The organism is Rhodococcus sp. IEGM 1306 (assembly GCF_036541985.1).
Lineage (GTDB): Bacteria > Actinomycetota > Actinomycetes > Mycobacteriales > Mycobacteriaceae > Rhodococcus_F > Rhodococcus_F qingshengii.
Genome location: NZ_JAZHFF010000001.1, coordinates 204,493 through 222,643, shown reverse-complemented (window position 1 = coordinate 222,643; position 18,151 = coordinate 204,493). Strand labels below are relative to the sequence as shown.

The 18,151-nt window shown below is 62.3% G+C and carries 18 protein-coding genes; 7 read left to right on the top strand and 11 right to left on the bottom strand.

The features are described 5' to 3' along the window. Positions 1 to 33 precede the first annotated feature (33 nt). On the top strand, positions 34 to 1,464 hold the full coding sequence (locus tag V3587_RS01185) for a coniferyl aldehyde dehydrogenase (protein ID WP_007729546.1): 1,431 nt from the start codon (positions 34 to 36) through the stop codon (positions 1,462 to 1,464). Positions 1,465 to 1,500: 36 nt separating this feature from the next. Here V3587_RS01185 and V3587_RS01180 read toward each other — a convergent pair whose 3' ends face one another. From V3587_RS01180 to V3587_RS01140, 9 genes are all read right to left on the bottom strand, one after another. Then, complete coding sequence (locus tag V3587_RS01180; protein ID WP_283376030.1) at positions 1,501 to 3,423, bottom strand: SEC-C domain-containing protein; 1,923 nt, start codon at positions 3,421 to 3,423, stop codon at positions 1,501 to 1,503. A gap of 35 nt (positions 3,424 to 3,458) precedes the next feature. Further along, a complete protein-coding gene (locus V3587_RS01175; protein WP_192712197.1) occupies positions 3,459 to 5,351 on the bottom strand; it encodes an SEC-C domain-containing protein in 1,893 nt (630 codons plus the stop codon). Between the two features lie 18 nt (positions 5,352 to 5,369). Continuing rightward, a complete protein-coding gene (locus V3587_RS01170; protein WP_192712196.1) occupies positions 5,370 to 6,047 on the bottom strand; it encodes a GAP family protein in 678 nt (225 codons plus the stop codon). A 49-nt stretch (positions 6,048 to 6,096) separates the two neighbouring features. Next, complete coding sequence (locus V3587_RS01165) at positions 6,097 to 7,650, bottom strand: acetolactate synthase large subunit (RefSeq protein ID WP_064688125.1); 1,554 nt, start codon at positions 7,648 to 7,650, stop codon at positions 6,097 to 6,099. A gap of 150 nt (positions 7,651 to 7,800) precedes the next feature. Continuing rightward, entirely contained in the window at positions 7,801 to 9,375 is a 1,575-nt protein-coding gene (locus V3587_RS01160; protein ID WP_064074246.1) for a polyamine aminopropyltransferase, read from the bottom strand. Next, positions 9,375 to 9,878, bottom strand: coding sequence for a DUF350 domain-containing protein (locus tag V3587_RS01155; RefSeq protein WP_042448576.1), 504 nt, complete (start codon positions 9,876 to 9,878; stop codon positions 9,375 to 9,377). The genes V3587_RS01160 and V3587_RS01155 overlap by 1 nt, the downstream gene beginning before the upstream one ends. Beyond that, positions 9,875 to 10,252: a DUF4247 domain-containing protein gene (locus V3587_RS01150; protein WP_052027902.1), complete on the bottom strand. Its 378-nt coding sequence runs from the start codon at positions 10,250 to 10,252 to the stop codon at positions 9,875 to 9,877. The genes V3587_RS01155 and V3587_RS01150 overlap by 4 nt, the downstream gene beginning before the upstream one ends. 26 nt (positions 10,253 to 10,278) lie before the next feature. Then, positions 10,279 to 10,779, bottom strand: coding sequence for a DUF2617 family protein (locus V3587_RS01145; RefSeq protein WP_064687754.1), 501 nt, complete (start codon positions 10,777 to 10,779; stop codon positions 10,279 to 10,281). After that, a complete protein-coding gene (locus V3587_RS01140; protein ID WP_283376029.1) occupies positions 10,776 to 11,408 on the bottom strand; it encodes a DUF4178 domain-containing protein in 633 nt (210 codons plus the stop codon). The genes V3587_RS01145 and V3587_RS01140 overlap by 4 nt, the downstream gene beginning before the upstream one ends. 171 nt (positions 11,409 to 11,579) lie before the next feature. Here V3587_RS01140 and V3587_RS01135 point away from each other — a divergent pair, with 171 nt between their 5' ends. Continuing rightward, positions 11,580 to 12,893 carry a YhgE/Pip domain-containing protein gene (locus V3587_RS01135; protein ID WP_007729572.1) on the top strand — a complete coding sequence of 438 codons (1,314 nt, stop codon included), beginning with the start codon at positions 11,580 to 11,582 and terminating at the stop codon, positions 12,891 to 12,893. Positions 12,894 to 12,992: 99 nt separating this feature from the next. Continuing rightward, on the top strand, positions 12,993 to 14,369 hold the full coding sequence (locus tag V3587_RS01130; RefSeq protein WP_065351444.1) for an NAD-dependent succinate-semialdehyde dehydrogenase: 1,377 nt from the start codon (positions 12,993 to 12,995) through the stop codon (positions 14,367 to 14,369). A gap of 118 nt (positions 14,370 to 14,487) precedes the next feature. On the opposite strand, the gene V3587_RS01125 is transcribed toward V3587_RS01130, so the two are convergent. Then, positions 14,488 to 14,766 carry a hypothetical protein gene (locus tag V3587_RS01125; protein ID WP_054188399.1) on the bottom strand — a complete coding sequence of 93 codons (279 nt, stop codon included), beginning with the start codon at positions 14,764 to 14,766 and terminating at the stop codon, positions 14,488 to 14,490. 49 nt (positions 14,767 to 14,815) lie between these two features. On the opposite strand from V3587_RS01125, the gene V3587_RS01120 reads away from it, so the two are divergent. Then, positions 14,816 to 15,259 (top strand): hypothetical protein, encoded by a 444-nt coding sequence (locus V3587_RS01120; RefSeq protein WP_217017889.1) that lies wholly within the window; start codon positions 14,816 to 14,818, stop codon positions 15,257 to 15,259. A 4-nt stretch (positions 15,260 to 15,263) separates the two neighbouring features. On the opposite strand, the gene V3587_RS01115 is transcribed toward V3587_RS01120, so the two are convergent. Beyond that, positions 15,264 to 16,097: an alpha/beta fold hydrolase gene (locus tag V3587_RS01115; RefSeq protein WP_283376028.1), complete on the bottom strand. Its 834-nt coding sequence runs from the start codon at positions 16,095 to 16,097 to the stop codon at positions 15,264 to 15,266. A 74-nt stretch (positions 16,098 to 16,171) separates the two neighbouring features. Between V3587_RS01115 and V3587_RS01110 the strand changes: the two genes are divergently transcribed. Genes V3587_RS01110 through V3587_RS01100 form a run of 3 tightly spaced genes read left to right on the top strand, consistent with a single transcriptional unit; the run spans position 16,172 to position 18,140 of the window. Continuing rightward, positions 16,172 to 16,651, top strand: a complete 480-nt coding sequence (locus V3587_RS01110; RefSeq protein WP_054188402.1) for a MarR family winged helix-turn-helix transcriptional regulator — start codon at positions 16,172 to 16,174, stop codon at positions 16,649 to 16,651. Beyond that, a complete protein-coding gene (locus V3587_RS01105; protein ID WP_003940006.1) occupies positions 16,648 to 17,280 on the top strand; it encodes a 5-oxoprolinase subunit B family protein in 633 nt (210 codons plus the stop codon). Before V3587_RS01110 ends, V3587_RS01105 begins: the two co-directional genes overlap by 4 nt. Further along, the gene (locus V3587_RS01100; protein WP_042448604.1) at positions 17,277 to 18,140 is read left to right on the top strand and encodes a biotin-dependent carboxyltransferase family protein; all 864 of its coding nucleotides are present in this window, start codon (positions 17,277 to 17,279) and stop codon (positions 18,138 to 18,140) included. Before V3587_RS01105 ends, V3587_RS01100 begins: the two co-directional genes overlap by 4 nt. The last annotated feature ends 11 nt before the right edge of the window (positions 18,141 to 18,151 follow it).

Sequence of the window (18,151 nt, the reverse complement as noted above, 5' to 3'; positions counted from 1 at the left end):
CCGGTCAATACTTCGCCACTACGAGGAGTGCCCATGAGCACCGATGCCGCCGTCACCACTGATCTCGAAGAGATTCTGCGCGCTCAGCAGGAAGCAACTCGAGCCGCTGGTCTTCCGTCCGCGCAGACACGACGCGAGCGCATTCAACGCGTCGTCGATCTCCTGGTGGCAAACCACAAGGATCTGACCGAGGCGATCAACGAAGACTTCGGCGGCCGAATCCCGGCCTACTCGGTGATGAATGACGTTCTCGGGTCGATGGTTTCACTCAAGCACGTTCGTGATTCGCTCGAAGAGTGGATGATTCGCTCACCGAGAGCTACCGGAGCGATGCAGGACCAGTTGGGTGCCACGGCGTACGTGTCGTACCAGCCGAAGGGTTCGATCGGCATCATCGGAACCTGGAATGCTCCCCTGTTCACTCTCCTGAGCCCGCTCGCCTGCGCCCTCGGAGCAGGAAATCGCGCCGTTCTCAAACCGTCGGAGATCGTGCCCAATACTGCGGCCGTCCTGGCCGAGGCGGCGCGTCGAACTCTCGACCCCGTGGAGGTCGCGGTGGTGACCGGCGGCCCGGAAGTCGCTGATCTGCTGACGTCGCTGCCTTTCGACCACCTCGTCTTCACCGGCAGCACGACCGTCGGAAAGCTGGTCATGGCCAATGCTGCGAAGAACCTGGTGCCGGTCACCCTCGAACTCGGCGGCAAGTCACCGAGCGTCTTGAGCCGCAGTGCCGATATCAGCTCTGCTGCTTCGCGTTTGGCTATCGCGAAGTCCACCAACGCCGGTCAACTCTGTGTCTCTCCCGATCTGATCTACGTTCCGCGCGAGAACACGGAAGCATTCATCGACGCGTTCACCGACCAGTTCACGGGACTGTTTCCCACGATTGCCGACAACAAAGACATGGTCTCGATAGTCAGCGATCGTCACCTCGCACGCATCGAGGGGTACATCGCGGACGCCGAAGAACGTGGGGCACGAATCATCACCGTTCCCGACGAAGAACTCTCCGCAGACACTCGTCGTCGCCCACTGCGAATCGTGGTCGACCCTCCGACCGACGCGCAGATCATGAAGGAGGAGATCTTCGGGCCGGCCGTCGTCGTCTTGCCGTACGACCAACTCGACAACGTCGTCGCCGACATCAATTCACGACCGAAACCGTTGGCGCTGTACTACTTCGGAACCGATCTGGACGAGAAGGAATCCGTACTCGAACGCACCGTCTCGGGCGGCGTCACCATCAACGACGCGATGTCTCACCCCGGGCTGAGCGACGCACCCTTCGGCGGCGTCGGGGCTTCGGGCATCGGGCACTACCACGGCCGTGAGGGTTTCCTGGAGTTCAGTCACGCGCGAACGGTATTCGAAGCAGCGCAGCATGACCCACGCGGTGAATGGGGAATGCTCCCGCCGTACGGTGAGGGTTTCGAGCAGATGATGTTGGCTCAGGTAACGCCCTAGGGCCTCCGGCCCCGTGCGCCTTTTTGGTAGTTCACGCTACCGGAAAGGCGCACCGGCAAGGCCGCGACTGAGGAACTCCACCAGCTGACCCGGTTCGGTATCCACCGACTCGATCAGTTGGATCAACTCCTTCTTGTCTTCTACCGCAAGCGGCTCGATGCCACCGAACGTGCGCATCGTGGACCCGGCCGGAAGAACACGAGCACACACGAGTGTGCCTGGCTCGAGGTTCAGCGAGCCCCACTCGTCCGTGACCTTCACCAGATGCCCGTTGCGGACGTCGCTGAGGGTCACCAACTGTCCCGGCTCCGTCGAGGCGACCTTGTACACCGAGCGCGGAATCGACAACCACTGATCGGCCAGTTCGCGTTCGTCGGCAGGCAGCAGTTCTCCGCGGCGCTCGACAAAAGCCGCGAAGATGCCGGCGTCGAACAAAGCAGCGTCGACGGCCAAACCACCTTCGACGGCCAGCGTCAGCGCTTCTTCGCTGTTGAACTGCTCGGCACGGATGAGCGCAAGATCGAACACGGCGTCGAAGTACTCCGGCGTGCGCGAGAACAACTGAGCCTTGACGTAGAGCCAGCTGGCCCGGTCGTCGAACGTCACCTCGGACTTACCGAGATGGCAAACCTTGAACTTTCGACCGGAACCGCACCAGCACTTGTCATTTCGTCCGAGTTCGGGGTGCTCGGCCGGGGCGTAGCGCTGAAGAACCTCGTGCAGAACCTCGGACTCGCCACCCTCGATTCGGCCCAGCAAAGCCAGCGCGCGCGTCACATCGCTTCGATCGGCGGCCAGTAGCGCCAGATCGAAGATCGCGGGAGTCCAGTCGGGATCGAGATCGTGCGCTGATTCGTACGACGCCTCAGCGGCCAGGATCTTGCCGAGACGATCCGAAGCCTTGCCCGCCAGCCAGTGCGCTGCCGGCTTGACACGACGCGACCCTTTCTCGGCGAGAGCAGTTGCAACAGAATGCAATACGGAATCATGATCGTCGAGTTCGGACAACAGCTCCAACGCTGCCGCAGCCGCGGGCGGCTCGGCGATGCCGGCGAAGGTCTGCGGATCCTCTTTGATCTGCTTGCGCGCCCAGTCCGAGACATCCTCGACGGCTTCGACTTTCGCGGCCATGACCACATCGACGAAGGCAATCACCGAGGCGGCTTCTTCCGGGTGCAGGTTCTCCCGAACCTCGAGCATGCGAGCCCGGTTCGCCAGGTGGTACGCCTCGAAATCGAATCCGTCGACCGCAACGTAATCACCGTCGCGGACGTAACCTGCCGCCTCGAGCATCTCGCCCAGCGGTGCGGTCGGCTGACGGAACAGCGACGGCTCGTCGAGCATCAATTGCCAGACAATGGCATCGAGGGTGTCAGCACCGGTGTCTGCGAGGACCGTCCCCAGACTCTCGCCGAATCCGGGTGCGGGATCCAGTACCTCGGGGATGGTGCAGAGTGTCAGCTCACGGTCAGCGACGAACAATCCGATCAAGTCACCTACCGAGCACTCGGCAAGGGTGTCGGTGTCGAGCAGAAAGCCTTCGTCGTGTGGGAACTCCGGATCTTCGATCCCACGATCAGCCAAAAGATCGTCGTCGGTCCCGCGGTGCACGACGCTGATGCCGTGGATTTCGTCGTCGTCACGATCGAGGAAAACCCGCAGCATCATCAGATCGGGGTTCGCGTCGAGAACGCCGGACTTGATCTCCGCTTCGGTGAGCCGATGGGTCAGCACTCGATGCTCGAACAACGTGTCGAGTGCGGCGTACCGCTCCTCACTCAAGTATCCGAGCAACGGGTCCTCGACGTACTCGACGAATTCGGTCATGTCCTCGGCTGTACCGTGCCCGGCGTCAGCCAACAGGGTGCCCCAGTCCGCCGCTGTCTGCGGGCCGTGCTCACGCAACAACTCCATCGCGGCTTCGGCGATCAAGTCATTGGCATCCATCGGTTCGTTCACCTATCCAACTTTAACGGGGTCGACTCGATACATCGTCACCGGTCATCGGTCGAGTGATCGGCGCCTCCACGCAACTCGCGCACCAGTTCTTCGGCCTCGAGATCTTCGGAAGCGAGAACCTCGAGCACCCTCGCAGCCTGCGATTCCATTGCCATGACCACAACACCCACCGCAAACGCTCCAGTGGGGGCCGTCAGGACCCGAGCACTGATCACATCACCTGGCTTGCCTTCGACCGAGTGAGCAACCGTGACGGTCTCCTTGGACCCACGATCGAGCAGCACGACGCCGGTGTCGGACGTTTCGATCACCTCGTACACCGACCTCCGGATTCCGAGCCACTGTGCGGCTGTCACAACTTCCGCCTCCGGAAGTAGTTCGCTGCGTCTGGCCAAGAATTCGGCAAAGATTCCACCCTCGAACAGAGCGACGTCCAGTGCCGATCCGTCGAAGATCGTGGCCGCGATCAGTTCGTCCTCGGAGAGATTTTCGTTTTCGAGATCGTCGAGCCCGGTCACGATGTCGACGAATTCGGAGGCAAACGCAAACAGGCATGCCTTCTTGTACAGCCACCGACCGTCCGCCTTGACGGATTCATCGGCCTTTCCGAGGTGGCAGACCTTGTACTTGCGGCCGGAACCGCACCAACACTTGTCGTTTCGCCCGAGTTCCGGGTGATCGGCTGGGACGAAGTCCTGCAGTACGGCGTAGAGATTCTCTTCGGTTCCGCCGTCGATCCGCCCGAGCAGTGACAGCGCCCGGGTCGCATCGCCGCGGTCCGACGCAAACTGAGCCAGCTCGAACAAGGCCGGACCCCAACCGGATTCGGCAAGGAGCGCTTTCTCGTAGTGCGCCTCCGCTTCGAGGACGCGCCCCAGCCGATCGACGGCCTTACCGGCGAGCCAATGAGCCGCCGCCCGCACCGACCGTGGCCCTCGCTCGGCCAGTTCGGAGGCAAGCGCTTCGAGGATTGCGTCGGTCACCGGGTCCTGATTCCGAAATCCGAGATCGAACACGGCCACTGCAGCACCCGGATCTGCCAGTGAGACAAAAGAGTCCGGAGCAGCGCTCACATGACGGTGGGCCCAGTCCGCGATATCGAAGTCGGCGATGACCGCGTCGGTGTATCCGCGGTCCGCCAGATCGACAAACGCAACGGCAGAGACTGCCTCGTCGTGGGTCAGGTCGTAGGTACTGGCCACCAAGGCTGTCCGAATCTGCAGGTCGTAGGCGTCGAAGTCGAATCCCCGCCGAGCCAGTAGCTCACGCTCGTGCTCGTAACCTGCCACCTCGAAGATCTCACCCAGCGGCGCAACAGGAACCGTGAAGAGTGACGGATCCTCGATCAGGAGTTGCCAGCACACAGAATCCAGGGCCTCGACTCCGTCCTCCTCGAAGAGTTCGCCGAGCGCCGGAGCAAGATCGGGTTCGTCCTCGATCTCGACCAGACGAAACGCAAGTGTTCCGTCTTCGACAGCCAAGCCGACGAGATCACCGTCGGCGCACTCGCCGAGGGTTCCGGCCGGAAGTACCACAACTCGTCGACTCCGGAAGGGAGCAGCTCCGCGTTCGGAGGCTGCTTCTTCCGCCAGGGCCACCCGGATCGCCCCGTCGTCGTCGCCGAATGCCAAGATCGGTTCCAGGTCGGGGCTCGCGTCAAGGATGTCCGACGCAATTTCGACTTCGCTGAGCCGGTGAGTGAACACGAGCCCTTCGAGGACCGTGTCGAGAGCGACGTACTTTCCGTTGGGCAGGTACCCGAGCATCGGTTCGGACAGGTACTCGAGTACATCGGCCAACTCGGTCGCAGTTCCGTACTCCTCGAGATGGGTCGCCCACTCTTCGAGACTCAGCGGGCCTTGCTCGCGCAGAACAGCCAAAGCAGCGGAGGCAATGGAACCGGCAGCGTCGTCGTCGAAATCAGTCACCCGCCAATGGTAGGCGACCTATTGCAGCCCACTGAGCCCCTCGCCCAGCACGGTCGCACCGAGGATCGTCAGGATGACCGTCATCATCACCGCGTTGTTGGCGGTCATCCATGCCTTCGCGGACGCGAGGATCTCGTCGGCACGCTTGCCGGAGAACACCTTCACCAGGATCGGCGACGCGATGCCGACGCTCGCGATGACCGTGAAGATCACCGCGGCAACAATCTGTTGGGCAACGACATTCGTGGCGACCGCGATAGTGGCCGCACCGGATACCGCCAGCGCTGCATTCTTGGGATTGACCGCCGCGGACAAGAACGCCAACCCGAACGCCTTCCGCGGAGTCAACCCGTCGACGCTCTTCATCCACTTCGGAACTGTCGGCTCACTCCCGTTTCGCGGACGCGCGCGCCACTGCTTGTATGCCAAGCCGAACAGGACCAGACCCAACACGATTCGTACGACGCTCGACCACACGGAAGTCCGCGACGACTCCGACTCCGCAAACGAATAGTCCGCGATCACGATGGTCACCGCGACGACTGCCGAGATTCCGAGGACCCACCCGAGTAGAAAAGATGCCGCCCCTCGATGTGCTCCAGCGGTGATCATGACGAGCACGATCACCGCCATGGGCATCGAGACGAAAAGCAGGCCGAGGGCAATCGGAAGAGACAGACCGATCGCAGCTAGCACCGAAAACCTCCAGTTGAATGCACGATCGACGATCGATTCGAGGTCGAAATCACGACGTCGGAGGCAGCATGACCTCGATGAGATGCGGGCCGGGTTCCGCCAGCGCTGCGGCAAACTGTTGGGCCAACTCCTCCGCTGTGTTCGCCCGCGACGCGGGCACTCCCAACCCCTCGGAGATCTTGACGTAGTCCATGTTCGGAGATGACAGATCCAGCATCGACTGTGCGACGACGCCGCCACCTTCTGCGCCGACTCGTTGCAGTTCGCCACGCAGGATGGCGTATGCGCGATTGTTGAGCAGAATCGTCGTGACGTTCAACATCTCTCGCGCCTGCGTCCACAACGCCGTGATGGTGTACATCGCGCTTCCGTCGGCTTCGAGATTGATCACCGGTCGCTCCGGCGCTGCCACAGCGGCGCCCGTCGCCACCGGGATGCCCTGGCCGATGGCACCTCCGGTGAGCGTGAGCACGTCGTGGCGCGGCGCTCCGGCAAGGGCAATCGGGATCGCCCAACCGGAAGTCGCCGCCTCGTCGGAGATGATGGCGTCGCCTGGCAGCAGGGCGCCGATCACGTCGGCCCAATTTCGAACGTCCAGAGGCCCGCTCGGCAGCGCCGGCCGATTCGCTTCCTGCAAAACAGGTTCGACTCCCGGTGCCACGAGTTCGGCCACTGCCTCCAGTGCACCGGCAACATCGTCGCCGACGCTTGCCAGCGTTGTCACCGCAGCACCCTCCGGTGCCAGATCGCTCGGTTTTCCGGGATACGCAAAGAACGAGACCGGCGAAACCGCTCCGGCCAGAACCAGCTGAGTTGTTCCGCGAAGTTGTTCGGTGGCGTGCTCGGCGAAGTATCCCAAGCGCTCGAATGACGGTAGCCCCGCACCTCGTTGAAGCCTGGCTGGAAAAGTCTCGATCAGAATCTGGGCACCGGTCGCGACCGCAATTCGGGAAGCGGCGCGCAGCCCAGCTTCGGAACAGGCTGCGCCGCCCAGCAGTAGCGTGGCGCGACCCTCGGCATTGAGCGCGCCCACCACCGAGTCGATCTGTGTTGCAGAAACTTCCGCCCGCCCCGGTATGTCCCGAGGACCCGCAAGAACTCCACCTTCGCCCCACGAGACGTCGGCAGGGAGGACAAGTGTGGCAATGCGTCCGGGCGGATTCAACGAGGCGGCAACGGCGTCGGCCGCGTCGCTACCGACGGTCGCGGTGGATTCGGAACGTCGACTCCACCCCTCCAACCATTCGGTCAGCGCATCGATGTTCGATTCGAGAGGAGCGTCGAAACCGTGGTGGTAGGTCGCGTGGTCCCCGACGATGTTCACGATCGGTGTGTGGGCGCGGCGCGCGTTGTGAAGGTTCGCCAGTCCGTTCGCCATACCGGGGCCCAGATGGAGCAGCGTCGCGGCAGGCTTTCCGGCGATCCGTGCGTAGCCGTCCGCGGCACCGGTCACGGCGCCCTCGAACAAGCCGAGTACCGCCCGCATCTGCGGAACGGAATCGAGTGCGGCGACAAAATGCATCTCGGACGTTCCTGGATTGCCGAAGCACACCTCGACGCCCGAGTCGACCAGGCTTTGGATGAGCGACTGTGCACCGTTCATTTCGATCACCTCTTCTTCATGAAAAGCTGCGAATGCTTCCTGCGCTTCATCGTGAGCAACCGAACTCCCGGTGCGTGCTCCTCGATCCGAACAGTCATCCGTACCTCCGTCGTGGCCGAGAGTCTCGATTCAAGCTACTCGGTCGGGAGTTCAGCGTTCGTAGCCCTTGCGCATATCGTCGACGATGCGTGGCCGGTCGAGCGTCGAGGGTTCCAACTCCCGCCTCGGGCGATCGCGAGGAAACACCGAGGCCGACGCCAGCGTCGGCTCGTCGAGGAACCGTAGTTCCGGCACATCAGCGGGCAGACGAAGCTCGGGCGGCGTGGAACCTCTTTGCGCGAGCACATATCCCCAGTCACCGAAGCTCGGCACGAAAACGTGATAGGGCGAGACGCTCAGTCCGACAGCCGATACCGTCGACACCGTTCTCCAGTACGCATCCGGTGTCGAGTACGGGCTGCCGGACTGGACGACCATCAGCCCGCCCGGATTCATCGCGGCAGCGGCAAGTCCGTAGAACTCCATCGAATACAAGCGGCCAAGTGCGGGGGTGTCAGGATCCGGGAGGTCGACGATCACCGCATCGAAACCCGGTTCCGGACGCTCTCGCAGCCACCGAAACGCGTCGTCGAGTACGACGTCCACCCGTGGATCCTCGAGCGCTCCCTCGTTCAGATCACGAAGACGCGTGTTGGCCAACTCGATGACTGCCGGATCGAGTTCCACTTGAACGATCTGCTCGACGCTGTTCATTCGCAGCACTTCCCGTGCAGCGAGGCCGTCACCGCCGCCCAGAATCAGCACGCGCCGGGGGTCGTTCACCAGGGCCGGATACACCAGCGACTCCGTGTACCGATGCTCGTCGACACTGGAGAACTGCAGGTCTCCGTCGAGGAACAGGCGCACGTCGTTCCCCCGCTCGGTGACGACGATTTCCTGGTACACCGATCGCTCGGCGGCCACCACGGGATCGGTGTAGAGCCGCTGCCTCGACGTGGTCTCGATGTCCGACGCTGCGATCAGCAACCATCCGATCAAACTTGCTGCCAACAGCATTGCGACGACGGCGATCGATCGTGCGCGCAGGCTGAGCTGCCACCGAAGGAGTATCAGCGCGACCACTGCCGCAGCCACGAGATTGATCATGCCGGTGAGTGCGGCACCGCGAATCATTCCCGCCCACGGCAACAGTACGAACGGCCACAGCAGACCACCGATCAATGCGCCGAGGTAGTCGGCGGCATTGAGGTTGGCCAGTACCTTTCCGGTGCTCTGTGCGTCGTTGTCGCTGCGACCGGACTGCAAGAGCGTCATCAGCAGAGGCACTTCGGCACCGACGAGGATGCCGATCAGCGCGGTCGCCGCCACCAGAACTGCTGCGCTGGAACCGAAGAACGTGAAGGTCACGTACAGCGTGACGGCACTGAATCCGCCGATCAGCCCGAGCAGTATCTCGACCGTCACGAACGAAACGGCAGCGTGTCCCAGCAGAGGTTTGGCGGCCAGCGCTCCGATACCCAGAGCCGCAACAAATCCCGCGACGATCAACGACGTCTGGGTGATGCCGCCGCCGGTCAGACTCACGCTGAGTGTCAACAGGGCCAGCTCGTAGATCAGGCCACACGCAGCGCACGCCGCAACAGCCGCAAGGAGAAGGACGCGTGCGCGCGGGCCGAGCATCGTCGAACGCTCGTCAACTGTCACATCGGGATCAGCGGCAACCATCAGGTGAGCGCTGCGGCGTTCACCAAACCGATGGACAGCAAGCTCACACCCACAGCCCACGCGGCGCCACACATCTTCGGATCCTGCACCAGCGCAACCAGCTTGCCGGGAAGGAATGCGTTCATCAATCGCAGCGCGATCGCTTGCAACACGATCGCGAACAGTCCGTATACCGCGGAGTCGGCGAGTCCCTGGGCAAAGCCGTCCGAACTGGTCAGGATTGCCGTCACCACGATGATCGCCAGCGCAAGATGATTGGAGGCCAACAGAATCGCGGCGTTCGGATTCTTGTCGACGTAAACCTGATGGCGGAGATTTCCGGGTGTCATGAGGTCGAGGACCAGGAATCCCGTCGCCAGAACCGCTGCACCGACGACGAAGTAGGCGAGGGTGCCGAGAACGCCACCGACGAGCAATGCCGGATCCACCGTCCCGATCTCGACGGAAGTGGATGCAAAGATGTTCGTCACGCCGTTCTCCTTCTCATTGAGCATTACCGTCATTTGGCACTACCCGAACCGCCGCTGCCGCTGCTTCCACCCGCCGGGGATCCCGGGTTGAAACCCGGTCCCAGGTACGCGTATCCGCCGCTGCGATACGTGCCGTCGATGTCCTCTACCTTGATGGTGCTGCCGCCGCTCGAAGCCGAACTGACAGTGACGATGTCGTCGTCGTAGCGCAGGTATTCGTTGCCGCCGTCAGCACTTCGCGCCGCTGGTTCGTCCGCGTCGACAATCCGTGAGACGGTCGTGCCCACTGGATCTTTCGACGAGTACAACACGACGTCGCCATCCTGGGACGTCTTGGAATAGTTGTCCGCGATGAAGTCTTTGGCTCCACCACCGCACGCCGACAGAACAATTGCGGCCGCCAGCATCACCGGAGCCAACCACGTCCGCTCCCTCACGGCTGCCACCTGCTGCGTGTCTTCACGATCACTCCTGTCCCCTCCCCCGGGTACAAATGCCAACTCTGCCAACTCCACCCCTGGCGGTCTCGCACGCCATACAAAGCGGTCAAAGCCGTGTCGTCACCGGGAAAGGATCCGCAGATCCAACCGTCGTGGCCGGCGGACTCTTTCAACGACGCAGCTTCCGAGTCGAATTCGACCCGGTCCATCACCAGTGAGGAAGACTCGAACCGGTAGTTTTGCGTGGACTCCACTGCGGGCAGTGGTTCACCGCCGACTGCAAGAGCATCGCACGAAACCTGTTCGGTCAGTTTCTTTCCCGACGCCCAGGCCGTCACCACGTGCGAAGCCCCCAGCACTCCGAGGGTCAGCGTCGCGTCGGAAGTTCCGATCACCAACTCGGCGAGGGTCGGTGGCGCAGGAGCTCCCAGTACCAACCCCAGTGCCGAGGCATCCACGTCGGTCGGCTCCACGTCGAGTAGATACAGGCTCATTCCGGGGGGCCCGAGTGGATGACGGTGAGTTCGCTGCGAGTGACCGCCCGTCCCGTGGAAACCTCCCACGACTGTCCGCGCGCCCACTTCTCGAATGCAATCAGGCCGGTCTTGTCGGCGGTCGCATAGTCCGCGTATTCCATCGAGCCGGAAGGGGCCGTACCCGTCGTACCCTCGGCCGTGAACTTCGCCGTTCCACTTTCGATCTTGCGGTGAACCTTGTCGTCGAGAATGACGTCGCCGTTCGGGACCAGGTTGGTTCCTTCTCGACGCATCCAGAGAGTCATCTCCAATTCGCCCTCGTCGTCCTCGACCGTCAGCCAACGACGACCGGTCGAACCGTCGAGAAGGTGCTCACGCCAGATGTACCCCTCTTCGTCGAGCGTGATGGTCCCTCGAACAACATGGTCGATACCCGCGTACGTGATGATGTCGCCGACCCCGATCTTGTGGGGGTCGTACACCTCGGGATAGTCGGCGAGCGGGTCGACGCGAGCATTCGGCTTGCCCTGGCGTCCACGCAGGATCACAAACACGACTGCAGCGATCACTACGAGTATCAGGACAACTATCAGCACGTTGGTCAACGGTTTCTCCGAAATCGTCTCGGCAGGGTTGCCGCGGGCCATACCCTACCGATCCGTTCTCAGCCTTTTCGGATGAGACTGCCGGCAATCCGGCCTGTCGCCGACCGGACAGGTCTCCAGCGCCGCGGGCAGATCGAAAGACTGCCCCGGCGCACCTTTGCGTTTACGCTCAGCCCGAGGAACTCCGCGCGAACGAAAGCCGGTCGACTGACGATGAGCAAGAACACGGAGCCGTCTGCCCGCACCGTCATGCACACACCACGATTCTGGTTGACACCATTGATAGTGGTCACCCTCTTGATGTCTGCGCTGGCAGCGTTGTACATGGGCGGGATACTCGACCCCAAGAAACACCTGGACCAGTTCCCGATCGCCCTGGTCAACCAGGACGAGGGCGACACCCTCCCCGGTGGCGACCCCGCCGACCGCAAGAACTTCGGAAACGACATCGTCGCCGGCCTCGAAAGCGGAATCGACCACCAGAAGATCGACCTGCAGCAGATCGGTATCGCCGAAGCCCAATCGCGGTTGAACTCCGGCACGCTGTACGGCGCGATCGTGATTCCCAGTGATTTCACGAAGAGGACGATCATCCTGGCGGAGGCCAGCGTCGTCGCCGGTGACGTAGAGCAACCGATCATCACGATCTACACCAATCCTCGCGCCGGTTCCGTCTCGGCATCGCTGGTCCAGTCGATCGGAACCACAGCCCTCGCCTCGGTCAACAAGAACATGGGCGAGCAACTCACCGCCCTTGTCACCGCGCAGTTGGAAGCGGGAGGCACCGGAACCCAGATCTCCGGAGCGAGCCGCCTGCTGCTCGAAAACCCGGTGAACGTACTCACGGTTGCCCACGATCCGCTTCCCGACGGAACCGGATTCGGTTTGGTGGCATTCTATTTCGCGCTGCTGTTGGTCCTTGCGGGATTCACCGGAGCAACCGTGGTCAATTCCTTGGTGGACGGCATGCTCGGATACGCGCCTACCGAATTCGGTCCACTCTTCGTTCAGAACGACGTTGTGGGTATCAACAGGTTTCGAACGCTGCTCGTCAAATGGGCATTCATGATCGTGTTGTCCGGCATAGTCTCCGCGTTGTTCCAGTGGATCAGTCGCGCCCTCGGAATGCCGGTCACTCACGGGCTTGCATTGTGGGAGTACGGCGCGCTGGTCATCACAGCGGTGGGCATCACGGCGATGTCGGTGATGGCCGCGTTCGGCTCGTTGGGCATGTTGATCAACCTGTTCGTGTTCGTCATTCTCGCGCTGCCCTCGTCCGGTGGCACCATCCCCCTCGAAGCCAGCCCCAGGTTGTATGCCTGGCTGGCGCAATTCGAGCCGATGCACCAGATCTACATGGGCACGCGATCGATCCTGTTCTTCGGCGCACGCGGTGAGGCAGGCCTGCTGCATGCCGTCTGGATGACGTTGGTGGGTCTACTGATCGGCGTCGTACTCGGCATCGTGACCACCCGTTTCTACGACCGCAAGGGCTACGAGCGCACCCATCGTCCCAAGGTGGCGTGACATGGTACCCAGCCGGGATTTGATCGAAACCTGTTGAGCCGATTCAATGTGATTGCGCGTTTCGGGAATCTTCGAGCCCCTTCCGCACGTTGTACAACTATGGCTAATTACAAAACAGTCAATCCCGCGACAGGTGAAACCGTCAGGGAATTCGATACTTTGGATGACGCCGGAGTTGAAGCCGCACTTGCGAACACGCATCGCGGCTACTTGACCTGGCGCAACAGTGCGCCACAGCAGCGTGCGGCAGTCCTGAGCAAGACCGCCGAACTGTACACAGAGCGCGCAGACGAACTGGCCCGAATGATCTCCTTGGAGATGGGTAAGCCGGTCCGCGAGGCCAAGGGCGAAGTACAACTCTCGGCCGCGATCTATCAGTGGTATGCAGACCACGGTCCGGCACTGCTCGAGGAAGAACGACTCGACGTTCCCGGGGCCGAGGAGTCGGTTGTGTACCGGCGACCGATCGGCGCTCTCATCGGCGTCATGCCGTGGAACTTCCCGTACTACCAGGTCGCCCGCTTCGCGGCACCGAATCTGATGCTCGGTAACACGATCATTCTCAAGCACGCATCGAACTGTCCGCAGTCGGCGCTGCTGATGGAAGAGATTCTGCGACAAGCCGGATTGCCGGACGACGCCTACGTCAACGTCTTCGCGACCAACGAGCAGATCGCGGACATGATCGCCGATCCCCGAGTTCAAGGTGTGTCACTGACCGGCAGCGAACGCGCCGGAACCAGCGTCGCCGAAACTGCCGGACGCAATCTCAAGAAGGTCGTCCTCGAACTCGGCGGATCAGACGTGTTCATCGTCCTCGATTCCGACGACATGGATGCCACCGTCAAGTCCGCAACCAAGGCACGTCTGTCCAATGCCGGCCAGGCCTGCAACGCGGCCAAGCGTTTCATCGTCACCGAAGATTTCTACGACGACTTCACCGACAAGTTGGCGACGTCCTTCGAATCCGTCACTGCCGGTGACCCGTTGGACGAATCCACAGTCTTGGGTCCGCTCTCTTCGCAGGGCGCGGCAGACACTCTGATCGAGCAGATCGACGACGCTGTGTCCAAGGGTGCCACGCTGCTGACCGGTGGAAAGAAGATCGACGGCCCGGGCGCCTACGTTCAACCGACATTGCTCGCAGACGTGACACCGGACATGCGGGCCTACAGCGAAGAACTGTTCGGACCTGCCGGAGTCGTCTACAAGGTCAAGTCGGCCAGCGAGGCTGTGGAACTTGCCAATTCGTCGGTCTACGGTCTGAGCGGATCCGTCTGGAGCAGCGATCTCGATTCCGCCCGGTCGGTCGCTGCAGATCTCGACGTGGGAATGGCGTTCGTCAACGAGCACGGAACGACGTTGCCCGGTCTGCCCTTCGGCGGAGTCAAGCGCTCCGGAGTCGGCCGCGAGCTGGGTCCGTGGGGAATGGACGAGTTCGTCAACAAGAAGCTGCTCCGCGTCTCGAAGAAGTAGCTCGACACAGAAGTAGCTCGACACAGAAGTAGCTCGGCGCAAAGGAAGGCCCTGACCTCGATGGAGGTCGGGGCCTTTCCTCATAACCCACGGACCAGCAAGCGGGTCCGCTGCCTGGTCACTCGCTTGCCAGAGTGACACTCCCACGAGTGAGGCTCCACCCGAACCTCGTCGCGATGACAGCTGACAGCCAGCCCATCAGCGCACCCACCAGTGGAGCAGCGACGGCGGTGTAGATCGCCTCGTTGGAAACACCAACCGACACGGCGGAGTCACCGACGAAGGCGAAATCGGTTCGGGAGGCGAAGGAGGCCCACTCGATCAGGCCGGAGACAACAATAATCAGGAACCCCAGCAGGAAGCCGAAGCCGGCCAGCAGAACGTGAAGTGCGCGCATCCGGTCAGTCTGCCTGTAACACCCACCCAGATAAAACCGACCTGCTGGTATGACACTTTCACGAATCGCTCGAACTACCGTAATCGCCGCTGCCCTCTGCGCGAGTGCAGCCATCTGTTCCGCGACTTCAGCGTCCGCGGACGTAGTCGACGTCACGATCCTTCCGGGTCTCAGCAGCGGGTCGACGACGCCGTACGGAGCGGGCTGCACGTATCTGGTGGTTGCCAGGACAGCAGCGTTGAACGAGCCGAACGTCTCGATTGTCGACATGAACCGAGCGTCGACCATGTTCCCGCAGGAACTGATCTGGGACACCGTCAATCCCTACTTCACCTTGCCGGTCGTACTCGGCCACGCCGTCACGCTGTGGACTCCGACTGCACCGGGCGAACACTCTCTGATGGCCTACCAGACGTCCGCGGGCGGGCCGGTCACAACGGTCGATGTCAATCCGGCGACACCGATCGGTCCGGGGTGCGTCGTCGCACCCTGATCCGCTAGCCCTCCAAGAAGTCGACGAGCACCCGGTTGACTTCATCGGCGGGAACCATCGGAATGCTGTGATGCGAAGAAGCTTTCAGCACCTCGACACGCGCTGCGGGAACCCTCTCCCGCACTGACTTCGACACGATTTCCGCATCATGCACCCGTCCGTCTTGTGCGAGGACCACCAGCAACTCGACATCCAGTGCGCTCAAGGCCTCCGTCGACGGACGTCGAGGCACTACGAGATCGGGTCGCGGTAGATCCGAAGTGCCCACTTCCACAAGAGACAGCCAGTCGGAGTCGATACTCAACTCGCCTGTCTCCCATTCCAACAGTCGCCGTCGGCGTGCTCGCGACGGGGAGAGCAACAGCGGAAGCGCACGCAGAAGGTAGCCCGCCTTCATGCCGGAGAAACTCGAATTAGGGTCGAGCAGAACAAGTTTGCCGAGACGATCAGGTCGATGCAGCGCAAAGGCCAACGCAATCATCGCGCCGTAGGAATGTCCGATCACATCGACGGTGTCGACCCCGGTGCAATCGACTATCGAGTCCATCCACTCGATCAGATCGTCGACGGACTTCATCCGATCACCATTCGGAATGCTGAGTCCGGCATCACCCAGCGTGTCGACGGCAAAAACACGCCGGGATTTCGACAGCGCCCCAACGTTGTCGAACCACACCGTCGAAGTGGCACCTCCCCCGGGCAGAAGGAGCAACGGCCGCGAGTCTGCAGGTCCACAGACGTTCACGTGAGTGCTACCGAACCGCCCCGCGAGATCCACACCCAGCGGTTTCTGCGGCCATTTGGTCAGTACAGCGTCGTATGCGCGATTGAAGTCCATCCCCCACCCCCATTTCTCTCGGTTATCGAGATAGTAGACAATCAAGAGACAACACACCAGGGCTGGAGGCATCCTTGAGCGTCGGCGATGCAGAAGACGAAGCGATGGCGATCGTCCACTCGCTTCGCGCACTTACCGTCGACTTGAACGTGGCGGTTTCCGGCTTTGCGAACAAGTACAAAATGCACTCCACCGACGTGCGCGCGTTGATCTGCCTTCTCGATGCCGAGCGCTCGGACGCACCGGCGACACCAGGCTGGCTCGGCGCACAGCTGGGTATCAACTCGGCGTCGGTGACCGCGCTCGTCGACCGGATGGTCAAAGCGGGCCACGTAGCTCGGGAGCGAGACTCAGCAGACCGCAGGCGGGTGCTCTTGCAGGTCACACCATCGGCGGTCACTCTGGGCGAGAGTTACTTCGGCCCACTCATTTCACGGGCGGTGAGCACCCTCGGCAATTTTACCGCCACAGAGCGAGCCACCATCGCGAGTTTCATCGCCGCGATGCGAGCGGACGTGGAGCGGACTCGAGTCGATAGGGAGCCCTCCCGGTGACTCGCATACTTCCCGCGGGAGAACGCGCATTGCTCGTGGACTTCGATTCCGAAGCTGGCGTTCTAGCGTTCACCGAAGCACTGACGCGTAACACCCCGGTCGGGGTCGAAGACTTCCTCCCCGCAGCTCGCACGGTCCTGGTCACGTGCACCCCGGCGGCAGATCTCACGTACGTCCGGAAGCGCTTGAACGATCTCGAGCAGACCGATTCTGCCGCGACCACAGACGAGCATTTCGAGACGGATGCACTCACCATCGCCGTCAGGTACGACGGGCCCGACCTCGACGACGTCGCACAGTCACTTGGTATGAGCCGATCCGAGGTGGTTGCGGCCCACACCGGGGCAATGTGGCGTTGCGCCTTCATCGGATTCGCACCCGGCTTCGCCTACCTGACTTCAGGCGACACTCGGCTCGACGTTCCGCGTCGAACGCAATCACGAACCGCTGTGCCTGCCGGTTCCGTCGCCCTGGCCGCTGGATACAGCGCGGTCTACCCGCGTGCATCACCGGGTGGCTGGCAGATCATCGGGAGCACCGATGCCGTGATGTGGGATCTGAACGCCACACCACCGGCCACCGTTCAGCCCGGCAGACGCGTGCGCTTCGTGAACGAGGAACAACGATGAACGGTCTGGAGATACTCGACACCGGGCCGCTGAGCCTGATCCAGGACCTCGGACGGATAGGTCATCTTCGCTCGGGTGTCGGGGTTTCCGGTGCGGCAGACAGTCGATCTCTCAGGCTTGGCAATCGGCTCGTCGGCAACAACGAGGGCGCAGCCGGTGTCGAGGTCCTCCTGGGTGGGCTGAGTCTTCGGGCGCAGCAACCGACAACGATCGCGTTCACCGGTGCGCCTGCACAGGCCTACCGCGACGGCATTCCGGTCGGGCATTCGAGCGTGATCGATCTGCGGGCTGGGCAGACCGTCCGCCTGGACTACGCACCGAGTGGACTGCGGACGTATCTGACCGTCCGAGGCGGCATTGTGGTTCCCGAGATCCTGGGATCGCGCAGCACCGACACGATGTCCGGGATCGGTCCGGCGCCTCTCGAGCCTGGTGTTTTTCTCCCGATCGGGCCATCGCCGACCACGTTCTCAGCCGTCGACCTCGCACCGGTGCCGCCGATGGCAAACGAGACTCTCGCCATTCGAGTGGTGTTCGGTCCTCGCGCAGATCGATTCACCAACCCCGAAACACTCCTCCAGGGCCGATGGGCGATCTCGACCGACTCGGACCGAATCGGCGCACGCGTCGATCGCGTCGGCGCCGACGAACTACTTCGAAGAACAGACGACACCGAACTGCCCACCGAAGGCGTGGCACTCGGATCGATCCAGGTCCCACCCAGCGGCCAACCTGTCGTGTTCCTCGCCGATCACCCCATCACCGGCGGCTATCCGGTGGTGGGAGTGGTCGCGGACGCAGATATCGACCGACTCGGCCAAGCCCGCCCGGGTCAACACATCCGGTTCGTCAGGGCCTGAGCACGCCGAGC